Here is a 17,648-nt window from a genome sequence, read left to right on the forward strand (position 1 = left end):
TTCAGCTCCCGGTCTGCATCGCCTGCTGCGCCCGCCACTCGGCGGCGCTGAGGCGATAGACCACATGACGCTTCAGGCGCGGATGTGTCTCCGGAATTTGCGGATGGTCGAAATCGCAGGCCGGATCTGGATGCATGCCGATCTTGCGCATTACCGCGAGGACGCGGCTGTTGTCATGGACGGCAACCGACAGGATCTCGCGGAGATCCAGGACGGTGAAAGCATGACGCACAAGAGCTATACCGGCCTCGGTTGCGTAGCCTTTGCCCCAATGGCGCGCCGATATCCGCCAGCCGATTTCCACTGCATCGCGGGGCAAATGCGGCTCGAGCTGCACTCTAGACAGGCTGCAGAATCCGGCTGCCGTGCCATTAACCCTCAAGACCATGGTGAGAAGCTCGAAGCCGCGTTCCGGCGTTCCGTTCCGGATCATGGAAAAGATGGTATCGGCATCTTCGCGGCTGCGGGCAAAGGGGAAGAATTCGAGGACGGCTGGGTCCGAGCTGAGTTCATAAAACAACCCACGATCCTCTTCCGCGCAGGGGCGCAGGATCAGTCGAGCCGTTTCGATCGGGGTCATTGCCGGGAGCGCCACTGAGCTGCCGTCAGTCGGTAGAGGACGTGGCGCTGCAGATGTGGATGGGTATCGGGCACATTGGGGTGGTTGAAATCGCCGCCCTCGACGCGATGCATGCCGATCCGCTCCATGACAGCGGTCGACCTGACATTGTTATGCACGGCGAAGGAAACGATCTCGTCAAGGCCGTGCGTTTCGAAGCCGTGAGCAAGAAGCGCCCGCGCCGCCTCGCTGACCAATCCCTTGCCCCAGTGCCGCGCCACCAGCCGCCAGCCGATCTCGACGGTTCCGATCGCGACGAAGGGTTCCAGATGATCGGTGCGCACCAGTCCGCAATAACCGATTGCCTCGCCGCTGGCTTTGAGCTCCAGCACATAAAGACCGAGTCCGGTTTCCGCGATCATTGACTGGACGCGATCGAAGAAGGCGTCCGCTTCCGCGCGATTGCGGCGAAACGGGAAGAATTCCATGACCGCCTCGTCGGAATTGATCTCCAAGGCCAGGTCGCGATCCCCTTCGCGCCAATTGCGAATGATGAGGCGTTCGGTTTCGGTAATGATCATCTGCGGTCCCCGAGCTCGGCGATTTGCGCTGCTCTATGGTTTGACGAAGTCCGTCTTGCGGTAGCCCTGGATATAGAGCAGGGCAGTCAGGTCACCGTGGTCGATGCGCATCCTGGCCTGCGCCGAAACAGTTGGCTTGGCATGGAGCGCGACGCCGGAACCGGCAAGCTGCAGCATACCGAGGTCATTGGCGCCGTCGCCGACGGCCATGGCGTCATCGGTGGATATACCGAGCTTTTCGGCGATATCGTTCAGCGCGTCCACCTTGGCCTGCTTACCGAGGATGGGCTCTTCGACGAGGCCGGTCAGGATACCCTTTTCTTCCAGCAGGACATTTGCCCGATTCTCGTCGAAGCCGAGGGTGGCGCCGATCCTGCTGGTGAAGACGGTGAAGCCGCCGGAAACAAGGGCGGCGTAATAACCCTTCGCCTTCATGGTGGCGATGAGTTCGGGACCGCCCGGCGTCAGCGTGATGTGCTTGGCGATGACATCGTCGACAACGGAGAGCGGCAGTCCCTTCAAGAGAGCAACGCGCTCGCGTAGCGCCGGCTCGAAGGCGATTTCCCCATTCATGGCGCGGGCGGTGATATCGGCAACTTTCTCCTTGAGGCCGACTTCGGCAGCAAGCTCGTCGATGCATTCCTGGCCGATCATCGTAGAATCCATGTCGGCAATCAGCAATTTCTTGCGGCGGGTTTCGGCTTGCTGGATGACGAGATCGATAGGTTCGCTGCCGATCACCGCCAGTATATTGGCCTCTGCTGCCTCGATATCGGTGTCGTCGCGAAGCGCGATATCGCAGGCAATGCCGTCGGCCAGCCAGTAGAGCCCGGATGCCTTGACAGCATCAGCCGCCTGTTCGGCGATGGCCGGAACGAGAACGGGGTTTGACGGATTGGCAATAAGCGTGGCAACGAAGGCCATGAGCAGAAACCCTATAAGCAATATCGACGCGATCCTGATAACCGGGCCGACCGCCAGCGGCAAGTCCGCACTGGCGGTAGAATTGGCCCGTTCGCATGATGGCGTCGTCATAAATGCCGACAGCATGCAAGTCTATGATACCCTGCGCGTGCTGACCGCACGGCCCTCCGAGGCCGATATGGAGGGCATTCCACACCATCTTTACGGCCACGTCCCGGCGGGACAGGCGTATTCGACTGGCGTCTGGCTGCGCGAGGCAGACGCTTTGGTCGAGCGCCTGCGCGTCGAGGGCAGAATGCCTGTCTTCGTCGGTGGTACGGGTCTTTATTTCAAGGCGCTGACGGGCGGACTGTCCGACATGCCGGAAATTCCGCTTGGTATACGAAATCGCCTCCGCAGCCGGCTGGTGGCGGAAGGGGCGGAAGCGCTGTATCGTGAGCTTGCGGAGCGCGACGCCGCCGTTGCCGAAACGCTGAACTCGCAGGACGGGCAGCGTATCGTTCGCGCCCTGGAGGTGATCGAAGCGACGGGCCGGTCCATCGCCGCTTTTCAGGGGAAGACCGGACCATTGGTCATCGATCCCGACCGCGCGCGGAAAATCGTGGTTCTGCCTGAGCGCGCTATTCTGCACGAACGCATCAACAGCCGTTTCGAGAAAATGCTGGCGATGGGAGCGGAAGAGGAGGTGAAGGCTCTGTTGGCATTGGATCTTCCACCGGAAATGCCCGTCATGAAGGCGATCGGGGTCGCGCAGATTGCCGGGATGCTGAAGGGGGAGATGACACGTGCCGAGGTCATCGAAACCGGATCTGCGGCGACGCGGCAATATGCCAAGCGGCAGATGACCTGGTTCCGCAATCAAATGGACGAGAGATGGGAACGTTTGAGCCCGTAGTTCGGGAGTCAGTCTTTGTCGTAAAGGCTGCTGAGTGGCTTTTTCAGAATGCTGTCCCGCAAGGACAGGCCGGATTCCCGCCGCAGGGATGGCGCGGCTTCTCTCGGCGACACCGAGCGCGTGCCTCCTTCATCGCTGCGGAATTCGCGGCGCAGTTCGGCAAGTTTGCTGTCGATCGATGTTTGCGAGGCGGCCGCGGGTTGCGGTGCGGCGGTGCGTGGCAGCATGTCCGGACGATAAGGTTCGATCGGTTGCTGGCTCGATTCCGCGTGGGGCCGTATTGGCTGCTCGACTGCCACTTCGTCGAAATCATCCTTGATATCCGTCATGGGCACAGCATTGTAGCTCTGCTGCAGAGGACTGATATCGGGACCTGTAATCGAGCGCATGCGGCCGATGATCGTGCGCAAATCGACCGTATCCGGCGAATCCTCACTGGTTTTCGCGACGCTGCCGCTGGCTTTTGGCAGCAAATGCCGTTCGACCTGGGAAAAGCGCATCCGCATCGGTACTGCGATGGCCTCGCCGAAGGCGATGGCTTCGCCATTGCCAATCGACGACAGGAAGCTTGTCGTCGAGATCGAGGAGTTCGGGATGGCCGAACGGATGATTTCCTGGTCACGATCATTGGCAAGGCGCATGGCAAAGAGTGTCGAGCACTGCGACAGGATCGTCTGATCCAGTTCGCCCGGTCGCTGCGTGATGATGCCAAGCGATACGCCGTATTTGCGGCCTTCCTTGGCGATGCGGGCAATGGCTTGTCGTGTCGGGAAGAAGCCGAGCGTTGGGTCGGCGGGAATATAGCGGTGGGCTTCCTCGCAGACGACGAGCATGTGGATTGCGCCGTCGCTCCAGAGCGCCAGTTCGAAGGCCATGCGGCAAAGTACAGAAGCGACAGAATTGATGACTTCCGAAGGGATGCCGGCGAGCTGGAAGGTGCAGATCGGCTTGCCGTCACCGGGAATGCGGAAGATCTTGGCGATGGTCTCCATGATCGTATCGGTGATCGTGTTGTTGGAGAACATGAAGTGATAACGGGGATCGTTGATCGCCGAGATGATGCGCATCTTTAGGGAGCGCAGATGGGGCTTTTCCTGACGGCCTTCGAGGCGGCCAATGCGCTCGTCTATTAATGCTAGCAGATCGGCCATGCGGTAGGGAACCGGCGTGTCCGCTGTCACCGAGGCCTTTTCCGTCTGGCGTCGCATCAGAGTGGAATCGCTGCCGCGAAAGGCGCGTCTCGCTTCGGGGATAAGGTCACGCAGCGCATCGAGCTCTTCCGGCACTGCAGGACGGCCGCGGAAAACGACTTCGCTGAACTCCTCCAGCCGCATCAGCCAGAAGGGCAGGTCTAGGGTATCGGTGTCGATGACGACGGCGTGCCTTGGAAAGGCGGCGGCGAATTCGTTGTGCGGATCGAGGATCAGCACGCGCAGTTTCGGATCGGCTGCGATCGCCTTGTGCAGCAGCAGCGAGACCGCAGTGGATTTGCCGACGCCTGTGGAGCCGACGACCGCGAAATGTTTCGACAGCATTGAGGGAATATGGATGGCAGCATCGATGCTTTCGTCTTGCGTCAGCTTGCCGATGACGCAGCTGCTGCCCTTGCCGGCATCGAAAATGCGCATAAGGTCGGCCGCACGGATGCGGTGCGCGATCGCTCCGAGATAGGGATAGGCCGATATGCCGCTCGAAAACTCCTCGCGGCCGTCCGGTCCGACACGGACTTCGCCGAGCAGTTCCACCTCGATGCGGAAGAGATTGTCCTGCCCTTCGCCCCAGCCGACGCTTTGCGTATTCATCGAATAGACGAGGGCTGCGACGCGGTTCTTCCCGACGCTGATGGAGATCAGTCGGCCGACCGACCAGAGTTCGGTCAGGTCCGTGCCGCCGGCCTCGGCCACGGCGGCGATCGTCGCTCTGGAACCGTTGCACGCGACAACGCGACCAAGGAAGCGATTTCCCGGCTTCAGCTTGTCGCGGCGATCAAAATCTCCAGCGTTGCCTGATGTCTGCAGGTCTTTATTCAGCAAATAGTTACCCCAACTAATAGATGCCGGAGCATAGAGACGTGGGCTTAACAAAACCCTGTCTGTCACCCATGCTTTTTATAGGGTTATGATGCGGTCGCGATTTTTTATTGCTTCACGCGTTGACGCTTCGAAATTTTCTGTCTATCACTTCGGCCCATGAAAAACTCGATCGTTCTTATCGTGGTGGGAAGGCGCATGGGCAGGATGGTGTAACCATCCGGCGACAGCCACCCATGCGCTAGATGACAGGCTCCCGAAGGGGCCTTTTTTTATGCCCGAAATCGAGATTTCATTTTTCCAAACCTCCAGCAGACAGCGGAACAAACGTATGACCGGCACAGATAATCAGGCGAGCGGCAATCGAATGACAGGCGCGGAGATCGTGCTGCGGGCGCTCAGGGACAACGGCGTCGAACACATCTTCGGTTATCCGGGCGGCGCTGTGCTTCCGATCTATGACGAGATCTTCCAGCAGGACGATATCAAGCACATTCTCGTCCGCCACGAGCAGGGCGCCGGCCATGCGGCCGAAGGTTATGCCCGCTCCACCGGCAAGGTCGGCGTCATGCTGGTTACCTCCGGTCCCGGCGCGACGAACGCGGTCACGCCGCTGCAGGACGCGTTGATGGATTCGATCCCGCTTGTTTGTCTCAGCGGTCAGGTCCCGACCACGCTGATCGGCTCTGACGCCTTCCAGGAATGCGATACGGTCGGCATCACGCGGCCTTGCACCAAGCACAACTGGCTGGTCAAGGACGTCAATGAGCTGGCAGCGGTCATTCATGAAGCCTTCCGCATCGCCCAGTCGGGTCGTCCGGGTCCCGTCGTCGTCGACATTCCGAAGGACATCCAATTCGCGACCGGCACCTACACGCCGCCGGAAGCGCATCACGTCCAGAAGAGTTATCAGCCGAAGATGCAGGGCGATCTCAACAAGATCACGCAGGCGATCGAGCTGATGAAAAATGCCCGTCGTCCGGTCATCTATTCCGGTGGCGGCGTCGTCAATTCCGGTCCGGAAGCCTGCAAGCTGCTGCGCGAGCTGGTCGAGCTGACCGATTTCCCGATCACCTCGACGCTGATGGGCCTCGGCGCTTACCCGGCTTCCGGCAAGAACTGGCTCGGCATGCTCGGCATGCACGGTTCCTACGAAGCCAACATGGCGATGCATGATTGCGACGTCATGGTCTGCATCGGTGCACGCTTCGACGACCGCATTACCGGCCGCCTGAATGCTTTTTCGCCGAATTCGAAGAAGATCCATATCGATATCGATCCGTCCTCGATCAACAAGAATGTCCGCGTCGATGTCGGCATTCTCGGCGATGTCGGCAATGTTCTGGAAGATATGGTTCGCCTGTGGCGTGCACTGCCGCAGAAGCCTGCCGCAGAGCGTTTGGGCGATTGGTGGGCTGATGTTGCCCGCTGGCGCGCGCGCAACTCGTTCGCCTACAAGCCGAGCGACGATGTCATCATGCCGCAATATGCGATCCAGCGTCTCTATGAGCTGACCAAACATCGCGATACCTACATCACGACGGAAGTCGGTCAGCATCAGATGTGGGCGGCGCAGTTCTACGGTTTCGAACAGCCGAACCGCTGGATGACTTCGGGCGGCCTCGGCACCATGGGCTATGGTTTGCCGGCAGCGCTCGGCGTTCAGATCGCACATCCGGAGAGCCTTGTTATCGACATTGCCGGCGATGCCTCTATTCAGATGTGCATTCAGGAAATGTCGGCGGCCATCCAGCACAATGCGCCGATCAAGATCTTCATCCTGAACAATCAGTATATGGGCATGGTTCGCCAGTGGCAGCAGCTGCTGCATGGCAATCGTCTCTCCAATTCCTATACGGAGGCGATGCCCGATTTCGTCAAGCTGGCGGAAGCCTATGGCGCTGTCGGCCTGCGTTGCGAAAAGCCGGGTGATCTCGATGCCTCCATTCAGGAGATGATCGACGTCAAGAAGCCGGTCATCTTCGATTGCCGCGTCGCCAATCTCGCCAACTGCTTCCCGATGATCCCCTCGGGCAAGGCGCATAATGAAATGCTGCTGCCTGATGAGGCGACCGACGAGGCCGTCGCCAACGCCATCGACGCCAAGGGTCGTCAGCTGGTTTGATCGATAGCTGGGGCGCAGCAGGAGCCGCGCCCCAACGGATCTCGCTGGCATACCGAACAAGAACCGAGGAAACGGAACAAGGATTATGAACGCACACCTTCAACCCACGGGCTCCGCCTATTTCATCTCGCCGGAAACCGCGGCGGCCGAGAGCCATACGCTTTCGGTGCTCGTCGATAACGAGCCGGGCGTTCTCGCCCGCGTCATCGGCCTCTTTTCCGGCCGAGGCTACAACATCGAGAGCCTCACGGTTTCCGAGACGGAACATCAGGCGCATCTGTCGCGTATCACCATCGTGACGCGCGGCACGCCGCAGGTGCTGGAGCAGATCAAGGCGCAGCTTGAGCGCATCGTTCCCGTTCACCGCGTCGTCGATCTGACGGTGCGCGCCCGCGAACTCGGCCAGGAGCGGCCGATCGAGCGCGAAGTGGCGCTGCTGAAGGTGACCGGAAGCGGCGAGACTCGTGCCGAGACGCTGCGGCTGGCCGACGCCTTCCACGCCAAGGTCGTGGATGCGACCGTCGAGCACTTCATTTTCGAGATCACCGGCAAGTCCTCGAAAATCGATCAGTTCATCGCCATCGTCAAGCCACTCGGCCTTATCGAAGTCTGCCGCACCGGCATCGCTGCGATGAACCGCGGCTCGCAGGGAATGTAAGAGCCTGCAGTGTTGAGGGGGTACTCGCATATGAGGCAAATCGGCGCTGCAAATTCCTTCTCCCTTCGGGGAGAAGGTGGCCCGAAGGGTCGGATGAGGGGGGCTTTCCGATTTGAATTCGCGGGTTTTCGCACTCCTGGCAGGCACCCCCTCATCCGCCTGACGGCACCTTCTCCCCGAGGGGAGAAGAGGAAACGCGGCAACAATGGCTGAGATCGGCGACAAGCCGTGGCATCCGCCCGCTGACATGCGCCTCGGTGCGGCGCCTTTCGTACGAAGTGATTTCCCCTGGCTCGGCCATTATTTCCGTTCGCAGAAACTGGCCTCGATCCTTTCTCCTGGAATTGGCGGCGTCCTGTCCTGGGGCGGCCGTGCGCCGGCCAAGGTGGCGGACGGGATTGCGCGGTTTCGCGGATTGCGCCACTGGCACCTCGAGGACGGCTTCCTGCGGTCGATGGGGCTTGGCAAGTCCGGCGCCATTCCGCTGTCCATCGTTATCGACGATCTCGGTCTGCCCGTCGATGTAAGCAGGTCCTCGCGGCTTGAGCGGCTGATTGAGGGAGCGGAAGAGGCTGAAGAGCTTGGCCGCACCATCCGCGAGCAGATCGTTCTGAACAAGCTCTCGAAGTATAATCATCTCCCTCATCGATCGCCCAGCGTTGAGCGGACGATCAAGCGGCGCATTCTGCTGGTCGATCAGGTCGTTGGCGACGTTTCCGTCGGTCGGGCGCTCGGCTCAAAAGTCTCCTTCGAGAAGATGCTTGCCGATGCGCTGGCAACCGATGCGCAATGCCTCATTCGTACTCATCCGGATGTCATGGCCGGTCTTCGTAAGGGGTATCTTACGGATGACGCTTCGAACAGCGATGCAATCCGAGTGGGCGACGAGGTGTCGGTAGCCTCGATCCTCGAAGTCGTCGATGAAGTATGGACTGTTTCCAGCCAGTTTGGCTTTGATGCGCTTCTGCGCGGCATTCCGGTTCGCTGCTATGCCGCACCCTTTTATGCGGGTTGGGGAGTGACCGAGGATCATTTCGGCGTTTACACCAAGGCAGTGCTTGCCGGGCGTCGAACGAAGCGAAGGACCGTCGATCAGATCGCCGCTGCCGCATTTTCACTTTATCCGACCTACCGCGATCCGGCCGACTGGCGAGAGATCGATGTCTTTCGGGCGATCGAGCTGATCGTCGCGCAGCAGAAGGCGGCTGCCTGAACCTACAGCATGTCCAATGACTTCTTTCGCGACGGCGGCGGGAAGGCGGCGTCGAGCACGGCCCAATCCTCGTCGGTGATATCAATATCGACAGAATCACGGTTTTCCTCGATGCGCTGAGGGTTCGAGGACTTCGGGATTGCTATCACGCCGTCGCGTTCCAGCAGAAAGGCAAGCGCGACCTGCGCCGGTGTCGCCTGATAGGTCTTGGCGACGCGGATCAGCTCGGGATGGTGGAGCAGGCGGCCTTGCTCGATCGGAGAATAGGCCATGATCGGAATGCTGCGCTCCTGGCACCAGGGCAAGAGGTCGTATTCGATGCCGCGCCGGGAGAGATTGTAGAGCACCTGGTTGGCGGCGACATTGCCGCCGTTCGGCACGGAAAGCAGCTCGTCCATATCCGCGACATCGAAATTCGACACACCCCAAGCCTCGATCTTGCCCGCCGCCTTGAGGCCTTCGAAGGCTTCCACTGTTTCTTCCAGCGGATAGTTACCGCGCCAATGCAGCAGATAGAGATCGATGCGATCGGTATTCAGGCGCTTCAGGCTGCGTTCGCAGGCTGCAACCGCGCCCTTGCGGCTCGCATTGGCGGGATAGACCTTGCTGACGAGGAAAACCTCGTCGCGGCGGCCCTCAATCGCCTTGCCGACGATCTCCTCCGAGCCGCCGTCTGCGTACATCTCAGCCGTGTCGATCAGCGTCATGCCGAGATCGAGGCCGGTTTTCAGGCTGGCGATCTCATCCCTGGCGGTTGCTGCATTCTCGCCCATGTTCCAGGTGCCCTGGCCAAGCGCCGGAACCTGGATGCCGGAGGGAAGGGCGACGGTTGGAATGGGCTCGCGCATGGTTTTTCCTCGCTACAGAAAACCGAAGCATAGGTGCATTCGACCGGATTTCAATCGGCATCCGTCATGTCACGGTGACAATCATCCTATGGCTTTCGTATGGCCGGCGAACTAATGTCGCACCGTCATGCGCCGTCGCATTTTTTGCGCGCGCGAAGAAGAATTTTGGATGCCGCCTTGTCACGATACGGTGTCCTGGGAGGCATCATGGCGCTGGATACATTTCTGGCTCTTCTACTTTTTGCATTCACGACCTCGATCACGCCCGGACCGAACAACATGATGTTGTTTACCTCCGGTGTGAACTTCGGTTTCCGGCGCACCATTCCACACATGCTCGGCATCGGTGTCGGCTTTTTTGTGCTGCTGATTGCAGTGGGATTGGGGTTGGGTGCGCTTCTGCACACGGTGCCTGTGCTTTACACCGCGCTGAAATTTGCCGGCGGGGCCTATCTCGTCTGGATTGCCTGGAAGATCGGCACCTCGCGCAGCCTGAGCGAGGCGGAAAGCGATGCGAAGCCGATGAGTTTCATCAGCGCTGCTGCGTTCCAATGGGTCAATCCCAAGGCGTGGGTGATGGCAGTCACCGCCATGGCCACTTACACCAACGAACAGCTCTATCTCTTCACGGTCCTTGTCGTCGGATTCGCATTTGCCGCTGTGAACGTCCCGAGCGTATCGACCTGGGCCGGCTTCGGCTCCGTCCTGCGCGATTGGCTCTCCGATCCCATCAGGCTGAAATGGTTCAATATAACCATGGCCGTTCTGCTGGTGCTCAGTCTCTGGCCGATGTTAAAGTAGGTGCAAAGAGACAGGAGACGGCCATGTCCCGCGATCACCCGCATGATGACGACGGTCATCATCACCATCACCACGACAACCACTATTCGGATATGCAGGCGCGCGTGAAGGCGCTGGAGACGCTGCTGACGGAAAAGGGGCTGATCGACCCGGCGGCGATTGACCGCATCGTCGAGACCTACGAGACGAAGGTCGGGCCGCGCAATGGGGCGCAGGTGGTGGCGAAAGCCTGGAGCGATCCCGACTTTGCCGATTGGCTGCGGCGTGACGCGACGGCGGCGATTGCGAGCCTCGGTTTTACAGGCCGGCAGGGCGAGCATATGCGTGCGGTGTTCAATACGCCGGAAACGCATAACCTGATCGTCTGCACGCTTTGCTCCTGCTATCCGTGGGCCGTACTCGGGCTGCCGCCGGTCTGGTATAAGGCGCCGGCCTATCGCTCCCGCGCGGTGATCGATCCGCGTGGCGTGCTCGCCGAATTCGGCCTGACATTGCCGCAGGAGACGAAGATCCGCGTCTGGGATTCGACGGCCGAACTTCGCTACCTGGTAATCCCCGAGCGGCCGGCCGGTTCCGAAGGCATGGACGAGGCGGCGCTTGCGGATCTCGTCAGCCGCGACGCCATGATCGGAACCGCGCTCGCCAAGGCGCCGGAGGCAACGCTATGAATGGTCCACACGATCTCGGCGGTCAGATGGGGTTCGGCCCGGTCGCGCCGGAGCCGAACGAACCCTATTTCCATGCCGAATGGGAAAAGCGGGCGCTCGGCATCACGCTTTCCTGCGGCGCCTTCGGTGCATGGACCATCGACGAAAGCCGGCATGCGCGCGAAAACATTCCGCCGGCGAGCTATCTCGGCGCCAGCTATTATGAGATCTGGACTCGTGCCGTCGATATGCTCCTGGAGCGGCATGGTTTTGCGACGGCCGAGGAGTTGCGCAGCGGTCACTCGCTCGAAGAGGGCAGGGTGCCGAAGCGGGTTCTGACGGCTGACATGGTCGACGGTGTGCTGGCCAAGGGCGGTCCCTGCGATCGACCAGTCGATACTGCACCGCTTTTCGCTGTCGGCGATCATGTTCGCACGAAGAACTTCAACCCGACCGGCCACACAAGATTACCGCGCTATGCCCGCGCAAAGACGGGTGTCATCGAAGCGGTGCAGGGCTCCTTCGTCTTCCCCGACGACAATGCCCATGGCCGCGGCGAAAATCCGCAATGGGTCTATACGGTCGTCTTCGACGGTGCCGAGATCTGGGGCGAGGGCGCCGATCCCTCGTTGACCGTTTCGATCGACGCTTGGGAGAGCTATCTTGAGCGCGTGTGAGGTGACGTCGCCTCTGGCGCAATCGCCCGGACTGCCGAAGTCTGTCGATGGCGAGCCGGTCTTTCCGGAACCTTGGGCGGCAGAGGCTTTCGCCATGACCGTTCACCTGCACGAGAAGGGCCTGTTTGCCTGGAGCGAATGGGCTGAGCAGTTGTCGGCAGAATTGCATAAGCCGGGCCGGGCGCCTGATGGCAGCGATTATTTCGATTGCTGGGTGGCGGCTCTGTCCGGCTTGCTGGTGTCAAAGGGTATCGCGGATGCCAACGCGATCTTGGCCCTGCAACAAAGCTGGCAGCGTGCGGCGGAGGCCACGCCGCATGGTAAGCCGATTGTGCTTGAAAACGATCCTCAATACACGACATAAGCGCGTGGTGGCGGCGACGGCTTTTTACCGCTTGCTTCCATCAACCGAATCCTGCCAAGTCGAACCATGCAATTCGCGCCGCAACAAGATGAAGCGCTCAAGGCCGTCGCAAACTGGCTGAAAGAGGGGCGCTCGCCGTTGTTCCGTCTGTTCGGCTATGCCGGCACGGGCAAGACGACGCTTGCGCGGCATTTCGCCGAGCATGTGGATGGCGAAGTGCTGTTCGCTGCCTTTACCGGCAAGGCGGCGCAGGTGCTGCGCTCACGCGGCGCCTCGAATGCCAAGACCATCCATTCGCTGATCTACCGGCCGCGCGGCGAGGAAGCTGTTGAGGACGAAGAGACAGGCAAGACATCGATTGCCCCGATGTTCACGATCAACCGTCAGAGCCCGGTTGCCAAGGCCGCGCTGATCATCGTCGACGAATGCTCGATGGTGGACGAAGCGCTCGGCAAGGATTTGATGAGCTTCGGCACGCCCATTCTGGTGCTCGGCGATCCCGGCCAGCTCCCGCCCGTTTCCGGCGGCGGTTTCTTCACGAATGAGGAACCGGATTATCTTCTGACGGACATTCACCGCCAGGCACGCGACAATCCGATCATCCAGCTCGCCATGCAGGTGCGTGAGGGCAAGGAAATCATGCATGGCGACTATGGCACCGCACAGGTGATCTCGAAGAACGAGGTCACGCAGCCGCTGGTGCTGGAGGCCGATCAGGTGCTCGTCGGCACCAACAGGACGCGCCGGCGCTACAATCAGCGTCTGCGTGAGCTCAAGGGTTTTACAGCCGATTATCCGCAATCCGGCGACAAGCTGGTCTGCCTGCGCAACGACCCCGCCAAGGGGCTGCTCAACGGCTCGCTCTGGCAGGTGATGACCTCTTCCAGGGAAACGACGAAGCCGGGCATCAATCTGCTGGTGCGTCCGGAAGATGACGACATGGATCGCGGGGCAGCGAAGATCAAGCTCTTGAAGCAGGCCTTCGAGGATGTCGAGGGCGAGATTCCGTGGTCGACGCGCAAACGCTACGACGAATTCGATTACGGCTATGCGCTGACCGTACATAAGGCCCAGGGTTCGCAGTGGAACAATGTCGTGCTGTTCGATGAGAGCTGGGCATTTCGCGATACGCGGGAGCGTTGGCTCTACACGGCGATCACCCGTGCCGCCGAGACGCTGACGATTGTCCGTTAACAGGACATCCTGAGTCTTGGCTCAGTGATGTCGCGCCCCGGTGACTTGGTTCGATCTTCTCCATCAAAGTTTTGCATGGATTGATGTCGGAATCTCGTTGGTTTTGCTGCGCATAATGGCATAAAACGACACTGCCATCCGCTTTGAAAATCAGGGATTTCGATCATGCCCGCCAAGCTTTCCGTGAACCTCAACGCCATCGCGATGCTGCGCAACCGGCGTGATCTTCCCTGGCCGAGCGTCACAGGTTTGGGCCGTATCGCGCTTGCCGCCGGCGCCAGCGGTCTGACCGTTCATCCGCGTCCCGATCAGCGGCATGTCCGCTTTTCCGACCTGCCCGATATCCGCGCGCTGATCGATGACGAGTTTCCGGAAGCGGAATTCAATATCGAGGGCTATCCGAGCGACGAATTCTTCGATCTCTGTGCTTCGGCGGAGCCCGAGCAGGTGACGCTCGTGCCCGACGACCCCGCGCAGGCGACATCGGACCATGGCTGGGATTTTCGCAAGAACCGCGAGCTGCTGGTCGACGTCGTCGCCAAATACAAGACGATCGGCTGCCGCGTGTCCCTGTTTGCCGATGGCGACGGCGATGCCGAGGCGGTGAAGATCGCCAGGGAAGTCGGTGCGGATCGTATCGAGCTTTATACCGGCCCTTACGGCGGCTGCTACGACGATCCGCAGAAGGCCGCCATCATCCTCGAAGCGCTGGGCAAGACCGCCGATGCCGCCTTCGCCAATGGCCTCGACGTCAATGCCGGTCACGACCTGACAGTCGCCAATCTGCCGGCGCTGTTGAAGCGCATTCCTAAGCTTGCGGAGACTTCGATTGGTCATGGGCTGACTGCCGACGCGCTGGAATATGGCATGGCCGAAACAGTGCGGCGTTTTCGCCGGGCTTGCGGTCAGGTGGTTTGATGGGGATGGCTTTGGGCTGGTCAGGCAAGTTTGTTGTTGCCGCGCCTTCTGGCGTGGCCCCTCATCCTAGCCTTCTCCTCGCTTGCGGGGAGAAGGGACGACAGCGCAAAATGGCGGCGGCATCACTCGATTAGAGCTTGCGCGCGAAGCACCAAAACTCCCTCGCCCCGCTTGCAGCAGGGGTATCGCATATGAGCGGAGATCGCCGCTGTCCCCTTCTCCCCAGCGGGGAGAAGGTGCCGCCAGGCGGATGAGGGGGTGCCTGCCAAGACCACCAAAATCCATGAATTCAAATCGATAACCCCCTCATCCGACCCTTCGGGCCACCTTCTCCCCAAGGGGAGAAGGAGCTTATGGTGCTCGTCCGCCTCCATATGCGATAGCCCTGCCGCTTGCGGGGAGAGGGCTGGGGTGAGGGGCCATGCGCAAGGGTGAGGCAAACGAAGCCTCACCTGACCTCTTCCAAAACTCAGCCAGCCAACGCTGCCTTATGTTCCTCGAAGAAGCTGCGCAGCGTCTGCGGCTCCTTGCCTGTGAGCTTGTTGAAGTCGTTGGTGAGGATGTCGAATTTGCCGGCGCGGGTGTTGGCATCGGCAGAGACGAGCATGTCGACGACGAATTTCGGCAGGCCGGCGCCGGCGAGACCGGCAGCGAACTGTTCGTCATTGACTTGCACAACCTCAAGCGGACGGCCGCTGATCCGGCTGACGACGCTTGCGACGTCCTCAATGGTGACGGCGGTCGAGCCCGTCAGCGTATAGGTGGCGCTTTCTGTGTTGTCGGAAGCCAGGGCGGCGGCGATGGCGAGTGCGCAATCTTCGCGGCTGATGTTGCTGATACGGCCGCCGCCGGTTGCTGTATACCATTTGCCGGTTTCGAGGCTGTGCGGCAGGCCCATCAGGTAGTTGTCGAAGTACCAGGCGTCGCGCAGGATCGTGTAGCCGATGCCGCTTGCCTTGATGGCGTTTTCAGTGCCGAGGTGGTCAGGTGCGAAGGTGACGAGGGAACCGTCCGGGGCTGGCATTGAGGTATAGAGAACATGCTTCACGCCCGCCTTCTTCGCGGCTTCGACGGCAGCCGTGTGCTGCTTCAGGCGCAGGCCGGGGACGGCGAGCGCATCAGTACTGATGATCAGCAGCCGGTCGATACCGGCAAAAGCAGCAGGCAAACCAGCGGCATCATCGAAGTCGGCCTTGCGGGTGATGACGCCCTTGGCGGCGAGATCGGCAAGCTTTTCGGGGCTGCGCGTTGCGGCGATGATGCGGCCGGGAGCGACCTTGTATGTCTCCAGCAGGTGATGAATGACGCGCTGGCCAAGCTTACCGGCGGCGCCGGTGACGAGAAGAGTGCTGCTCATATGTTTTCCCTTGTTGGACCGCCGCACATTCGCAGCGGTTTGTCGCTCTCAAAAAGAGACTAGCACTAGAATAGGAATTGACTTCATGGTGTAAAGGAGGCAGTTTTTCGGCTCCAAGTTACCAAAAGGGAACCCGCATGGCAGCCGGCGCCGTCGTCAATCTGCGTGAGAGCATAGATCCGCCTTTACGTGATTTCGATCTCAGCAATCTCGATTTCAGCAATTGCCCCGTGCGGGATCTGATCTCGCAGATCGGCGGAAAATGGTCGGTGCTGCTGCTGGAAACACTGGCCAAGCGGCCGTATCGTTTCGGCGAGTTGCGCCGCTTAGTGCCCGACATCTCCCAAAGAATGCTGACGCAAACGCTGCGCGATCTCCAGCGCGACGGCTATATCGACCGCGAGGTTTTTCCCACCAAGCCGCCGAGCGTCGAATATCGGATGACAGAACTCGGCCATTCGCTGTACGAGCCGCTGGCTCATCTCCTGAATTGGGCAGAAGCCAATCACGAGGCCGTCAAGGCCGCCCGCGCCCGTTTCGATCAATCGCCGGACTGAGCCGCCCATCGTGAAGCCTTTGAAGATTGCTATCGTCGGCGCCGGACCTGCCGGTCTTGCCGCCTCCCTCTTTCTCACTCGCGCCGGTCATACGACAGACATTATCGAACGGTTCGATAGCCCGGCTCCCGTCGGTTCGGCGCTGATGCTGCAGCCGACCGGGTTGACCGTGCTTGAGTCGCTTGGGCTTGGTCCGGCGATCCATGCGGCCGGCAATCGCATCGATCGATTGTTCGGCACGGAGACCACTCGCGGCCGCATCGTCCTCGATGTGCGCTACAACGCGCTGCCGGGTGGGCGCTACGGGCTTGGCGTTCATCGTGCGGCGCTGTTCGATACGCTTTACGATGAAGTCTCTGCGCGGCGACATCCGATCTATACGGGACAGCGTGTTATCGGTGTGATGGAGGAGGGCGGTGAAAGCTATCTCTCCGTCGAAGGCGGTGAGCGGCTGGGACCCTATGATCTCGTCATCGACGCCAGTGGTGCGCGTTCGGAACTGGTCGCAGCCTCGCCTGTCGTGCCGCGTGCCCGCAATCTCGTTTACGGCGCTTTCTGGGCGACGCTCGGTTGCCCCGAAGGGTTGGTGGACCAAGCGGCGCTGACGCAGCGTTATGACAGGGCCAGCGTGATGATCGGCGTTTTGCCGATCGGCAGCAGAAGGCCCGATTTGCCGAAGCAGGCGGCTCTGTTCTGGAGCTTGAAAGTCGCTGACGCCGATGAGGTGCGCAAGCGTGGGCTTGAGCGATGGAAGCAGACGATCCGCGGCTACTGGCCGGAATGCGAGCCCTTACTGGAGCAGATCATCGATTGGGACCAACTGACCCTGGCGCGCTATGCCCACCGCACTGTGATGACGCCCTATAGCGGACGGACTGTCTTCGTCGGCGATGCGGCCCATTCCACCAGCCCGCAGCTGGGGCAGGGTGCCAATATGGCGCTGCTCGATGTCGCGGCTCTGGCGCATGCTCTGGCAGGACATGAAACGATCGAAGCCGCTCTTGCTGCCTATGCCAAGGCACGGCGGACGCATGTGCGGCTGTTCCAACTGCTGTCTGCCGCCTTCACGCCTTTCTATCAATCGGACTCTGCAGCGTTGGCCTGGATCCGAGACCGGCTGGTTGCCACCATCGCCAAGGTGCCTCCCGCGCCTCAGATCCTGGCGGGCATTGTTTCCGGTACGCTGGTCGATCCGTTCCACGGAGCCGGCTTGCGGGAATGTGACTGGCTGCGGCTGGCTCTACCGCAGCCATCGTAATCATTTCTCTCGCTCGAGCCTTTCCGCTTTTCTCCGAATAGC

The 17,648-nt window shown here is 60.6% G+C and carries 18 protein-coding genes; 12 read left to right on the plus strand and 6 right to left on the minus strand.

The window, feature by feature from the left end; genetic code table 11:
* Position 1: 1 nt before the first annotated feature.
* From FBZ97_RS04625 to serB, 3 genes are read right to left on the minus strand one after another with little or no spacing between them, the layout of a single operon-like run.
* Positions 2 to 580, minus strand: coding sequence for a GNAT family N-acetyltransferase (locus FBZ97_RS04625; RefSeq protein WP_145316805.1), 579 nt, complete (start codon positions 578 to 580; stop codon positions 2 to 4).
* Complete coding sequence (locus tag FBZ97_RS04630; protein ID WP_145316807.1) at positions 577 to 1,140, minus strand: GNAT family N-acetyltransferase; 564 nt, start codon at positions 1,138 to 1,140, stop codon at positions 577 to 579. The genes FBZ97_RS04625 and FBZ97_RS04630 overlap by 4 nt, the downstream gene beginning before the upstream one ends.
* 33 nt (positions 1,141 to 1,173) lie before the next feature.
* Positions 1,174 to 2,064 carry a phosphoserine phosphatase SerB gene (gene serB, locus FBZ97_RS04635; RefSeq protein ID WP_145316809.1) on the minus strand — a complete coding sequence of 297 codons (891 nt, stop codon included), beginning with the start codon at positions 2,062 to 2,064 and terminating at the stop codon, positions 1,174 to 1,176.
* Here serB and miaA point away from each other — a divergent pair.
* Complete coding sequence (miaA, locus tag FBZ97_RS04640; protein ID WP_145316811.1) at positions 2,063 to 2,959, plus strand: tRNA (adenosine(37)-N6)-dimethylallyltransferase MiaA; 897 nt, start codon at positions 2,063 to 2,065, stop codon at positions 2,957 to 2,959. The two genes, serB and miaA, sit on opposite strands and share 2 nt — an antisense overlap.
* Positions 2,960 to 2,967: 8 nt before the next feature.
* On the opposite strand, the gene FBZ97_RS04645 is transcribed toward miaA, so the two are convergent.
* A complete protein-coding gene (locus tag FBZ97_RS04645; protein WP_145316813.1) occupies positions 2,968 to 4,992 on the minus strand; it encodes an ATP-binding protein in 2,025 nt (674 codons plus the stop codon).
* 328 nt (positions 4,993 to 5,320) lie between these two features.
* On the opposite strand from FBZ97_RS04645, the gene FBZ97_RS04650 reads away from it, so the two are divergent.
* The 3 genes from FBZ97_RS04650 (at position 5,321) to FBZ97_RS04660 (ending at position 8,985) form a co-directional block, all read left to right on the plus strand.
* Positions 5,321 to 7,114: an acetolactate synthase 3 large subunit gene (locus FBZ97_RS04650; protein ID WP_145316814.1), complete on the plus strand. Its 1,794-nt coding sequence runs from the start codon at positions 5,321 to 5,323 to the stop codon at positions 7,112 to 7,114.
* A gap of 85 nt (positions 7,115 to 7,199) precedes the next feature.
* Positions 7,200 to 7,772 carry an acetolactate synthase small subunit gene (gene ilvN / locus FBZ97_RS04655; RefSeq protein ID WP_113332962.1) on the plus strand — a complete coding sequence of 191 codons (573 nt, stop codon included), beginning with the start codon at positions 7,200 to 7,202 and terminating at the stop codon, positions 7,770 to 7,772.
* 205 nt (positions 7,773 to 7,977) lie between these two features.
* Positions 7,978 to 8,985: a capsular biosynthesis protein gene (locus tag FBZ97_RS04660; RefSeq protein ID WP_246661692.1), complete on the plus strand. Its 1,008-nt coding sequence runs from the start codon at positions 7,978 to 7,980 to the stop codon at positions 8,983 to 8,985.
* A 2-nt stretch (positions 8,986 to 8,987) separates the two neighbouring features.
* Here FBZ97_RS04660 and FBZ97_RS04665 read toward each other — a convergent pair whose 3' ends face one another.
* Positions 8,988 to 9,833, minus strand: a complete 846-nt coding sequence (locus FBZ97_RS04665) for an aldo/keto reductase (protein WP_145316816.1) — start codon at positions 9,831 to 9,833, stop codon at positions 8,988 to 8,990.
* Positions 9,834 to 10,040: 207 nt separating this feature from the next.
* Here FBZ97_RS04665 and FBZ97_RS04670 point away from each other — a divergent pair, with 207 nt between their 5' ends.
* The 6 genes from FBZ97_RS04670 (at position 10,041) to FBZ97_RS04695 (ending at position 14,434) form a co-directional block, all read left to right on the plus strand.
* Entirely contained in the window at positions 10,041 to 10,634 is a 594-nt protein-coding gene (locus FBZ97_RS04670) for a LysE family translocator (protein ID WP_145316818.1), read from the plus strand.
* A 23-nt stretch (positions 10,635 to 10,657) separates the two neighbouring features.
* On the plus strand, positions 10,658 to 11,302 hold the full coding sequence (gene nthA, locus FBZ97_RS04675; RefSeq protein WP_145316820.1) for a nitrile hydratase subunit alpha: 645 nt from the start codon (positions 10,658 to 10,660) through the stop codon (positions 11,300 to 11,302).
* Complete coding sequence (gene nthB / locus FBZ97_RS04680) at positions 11,299 to 11,958, plus strand: nitrile hydratase subunit beta (protein ID WP_145316822.1); 660 nt, start codon at positions 11,299 to 11,301, stop codon at positions 11,956 to 11,958. Before nthA ends, nthB begins: the two co-directional genes overlap by 4 nt.
* Positions 11,945 to 12,322: a nitrile hydratase accessory protein gene (locus FBZ97_RS04685; RefSeq protein ID WP_145316824.1), complete on the plus strand. Its 378-nt coding sequence runs from the start codon at positions 11,945 to 11,947 to the stop codon at positions 12,320 to 12,322. Before nthB ends, FBZ97_RS04685 begins: the two co-directional genes overlap by 14 nt.
* Positions 12,323 to 12,388: 66 nt before the next feature.
* Entirely contained in the window at positions 12,389 to 13,516 is a 1,128-nt protein-coding gene (locus tag FBZ97_RS04690) for an ATP-dependent RecD-like DNA helicase (RefSeq protein WP_095435208.1), read from the plus strand.
* A gap of 165 nt (positions 13,517 to 13,681) precedes the next feature.
* Positions 13,682 to 14,434 (plus strand): pyridoxine 5'-phosphate synthase, encoded by a 753-nt coding sequence (locus FBZ97_RS04695; protein WP_113391297.1) that lies wholly within the window; start codon positions 13,682 to 13,684, stop codon positions 14,432 to 14,434.
* A gap of 469 nt (positions 14,435 to 14,903) precedes the next feature.
* On the opposite strand, the gene FBZ97_RS04700 is transcribed toward FBZ97_RS04695, so the two are convergent.
* Positions 14,904 to 15,791, minus strand: a complete 888-nt coding sequence (locus FBZ97_RS04700) for an SDR family oxidoreductase (RefSeq protein WP_145316826.1) — start codon at positions 15,789 to 15,791, stop codon at positions 14,904 to 14,906.
* A 137-nt stretch (positions 15,792 to 15,928) separates the two neighbouring features.
* Between FBZ97_RS04700 and FBZ97_RS04705 the strand changes: the two genes are divergently transcribed.
* Both FBZ97_RS04705 and FBZ97_RS04710 read left to right on the plus strand, forming a co-directional pair.
* Entirely contained in the window at positions 15,929 to 16,348 is a 420-nt protein-coding gene (locus tag FBZ97_RS04705) for a helix-turn-helix domain-containing protein (protein ID WP_145316828.1), read from the plus strand.
* A 10-nt stretch (positions 16,349 to 16,358) separates the two neighbouring features.
* On the plus strand, positions 16,359 to 17,606 hold the full coding sequence (locus FBZ97_RS04710) for an NAD(P)/FAD-dependent oxidoreductase (RefSeq protein ID WP_145316830.1): 1,248 nt from the start codon (positions 16,359 to 16,361) through the stop codon (positions 17,604 to 17,606).
* The last annotated feature ends 42 nt before the right edge of the window (positions 17,607 to 17,648 follow it).

Source organism: Rhizobium sp. ERR 942 (genome assembly GCF_007828395.1).
GTDB lineage: Bacteria > Pseudomonadota > Alphaproteobacteria > Rhizobiales > Rhizobiaceae > Rhizobium > Rhizobium dioscoreae.

What these genes read in the sequence shown, in the direction of transcription:
- FBZ97_RS04625 (WP_145316805.1), bottom strand. Translation starts at nt 580, where the DNA reads ATGACCCCGATCGAAACGGCTCGACTGATCCTGCGCCCCTGCGCGGAA.
- FBZ97_RS04705 (WP_145316828.1), top strand. Translation starts at nt 15,929, where the DNA reads ATGGCAGCCGGCGCCGTCGTCAATCTGCGTGAGAGCATAGATCCGCCT.
- FBZ97_RS04660 (WP_246661692.1), top strand. Translation starts at nt 7,978, where the DNA reads ATGGCTGAGATCGGCGACAAGCCGTGGCATCCGCCCGCTGACATGCGC.
- FBZ97_RS04665 (WP_145316816.1), bottom strand. Translation starts at nt 9,833, where the DNA reads ATGCGCGAGCCCATTCCAACCGTCGCCCTTCCCTCCGGCATCCAGGTT.
- miaA (WP_145316811.1), top strand. Translation starts at nt 2,063, where the DNA reads ATGAGCAGAAACCCTATAAGCAATATCGACGCGATCCTGATAACCGGG.
- FBZ97_RS04650 (WP_145316814.1), top strand. Translation starts at nt 5,321, where the DNA reads ATGACCGGCACAGATAATCAGGCGAGCGGCAATCGAATGACAGGCGCG.
- nthA (WP_145316820.1), top strand. Translation starts at nt 10,658, where the DNA reads ATGTCCCGCGATCACCCGCATGATGACGACGGTCATCATCACCATCAC.
- FBZ97_RS04630 (WP_145316807.1), bottom strand. Translation starts at nt 1,140, where the DNA reads ATGATCATTACCGAAACCGAACGCCTCATCATTCGCAATTGGCGCGAA.
- FBZ97_RS04670 (WP_145316818.1), top strand. Translation starts at nt 10,041, where the DNA reads ATGGCGCTGGATACATTTCTGGCTCTTCTACTTTTTGCATTCACGACC.
- nthB (WP_145316822.1), top strand. Translation starts at nt 11,299, where the DNA reads ATGAATGGTCCACACGATCTCGGCGGTCAGATGGGGTTCGGCCCGGTC.
- ilvN (WP_113332962.1), top strand. Translation starts at nt 7,200, where the DNA reads ATGAACGCACACCTTCAACCCACGGGCTCCGCCTATTTCATCTCGCCG.
- FBZ97_RS04695 (WP_113391297.1), top strand. Translation starts at nt 13,682, where the DNA reads ATGCCCGCCAAGCTTTCCGTGAACCTCAACGCCATCGCGATGCTGCGC.
- FBZ97_RS04690 (WP_095435208.1), top strand. Translation starts at nt 12,389, where the DNA reads ATGCAATTCGCGCCGCAACAAGATGAAGCGCTCAAGGCCGTCGCAAAC.
- FBZ97_RS04700 (WP_145316826.1), bottom strand. Translation starts at nt 15,791, where the DNA reads ATGAGCAGCACTCTTCTCGTCACCGGCGCCGCCGGTAAGCTTGGCCAG.
- serB (WP_145316809.1), bottom strand. Translation starts at nt 2,064, where the DNA reads ATGGCCTTCGTTGCCACGCTTATTGCCAATCCGTCAAACCCCGTTCTC.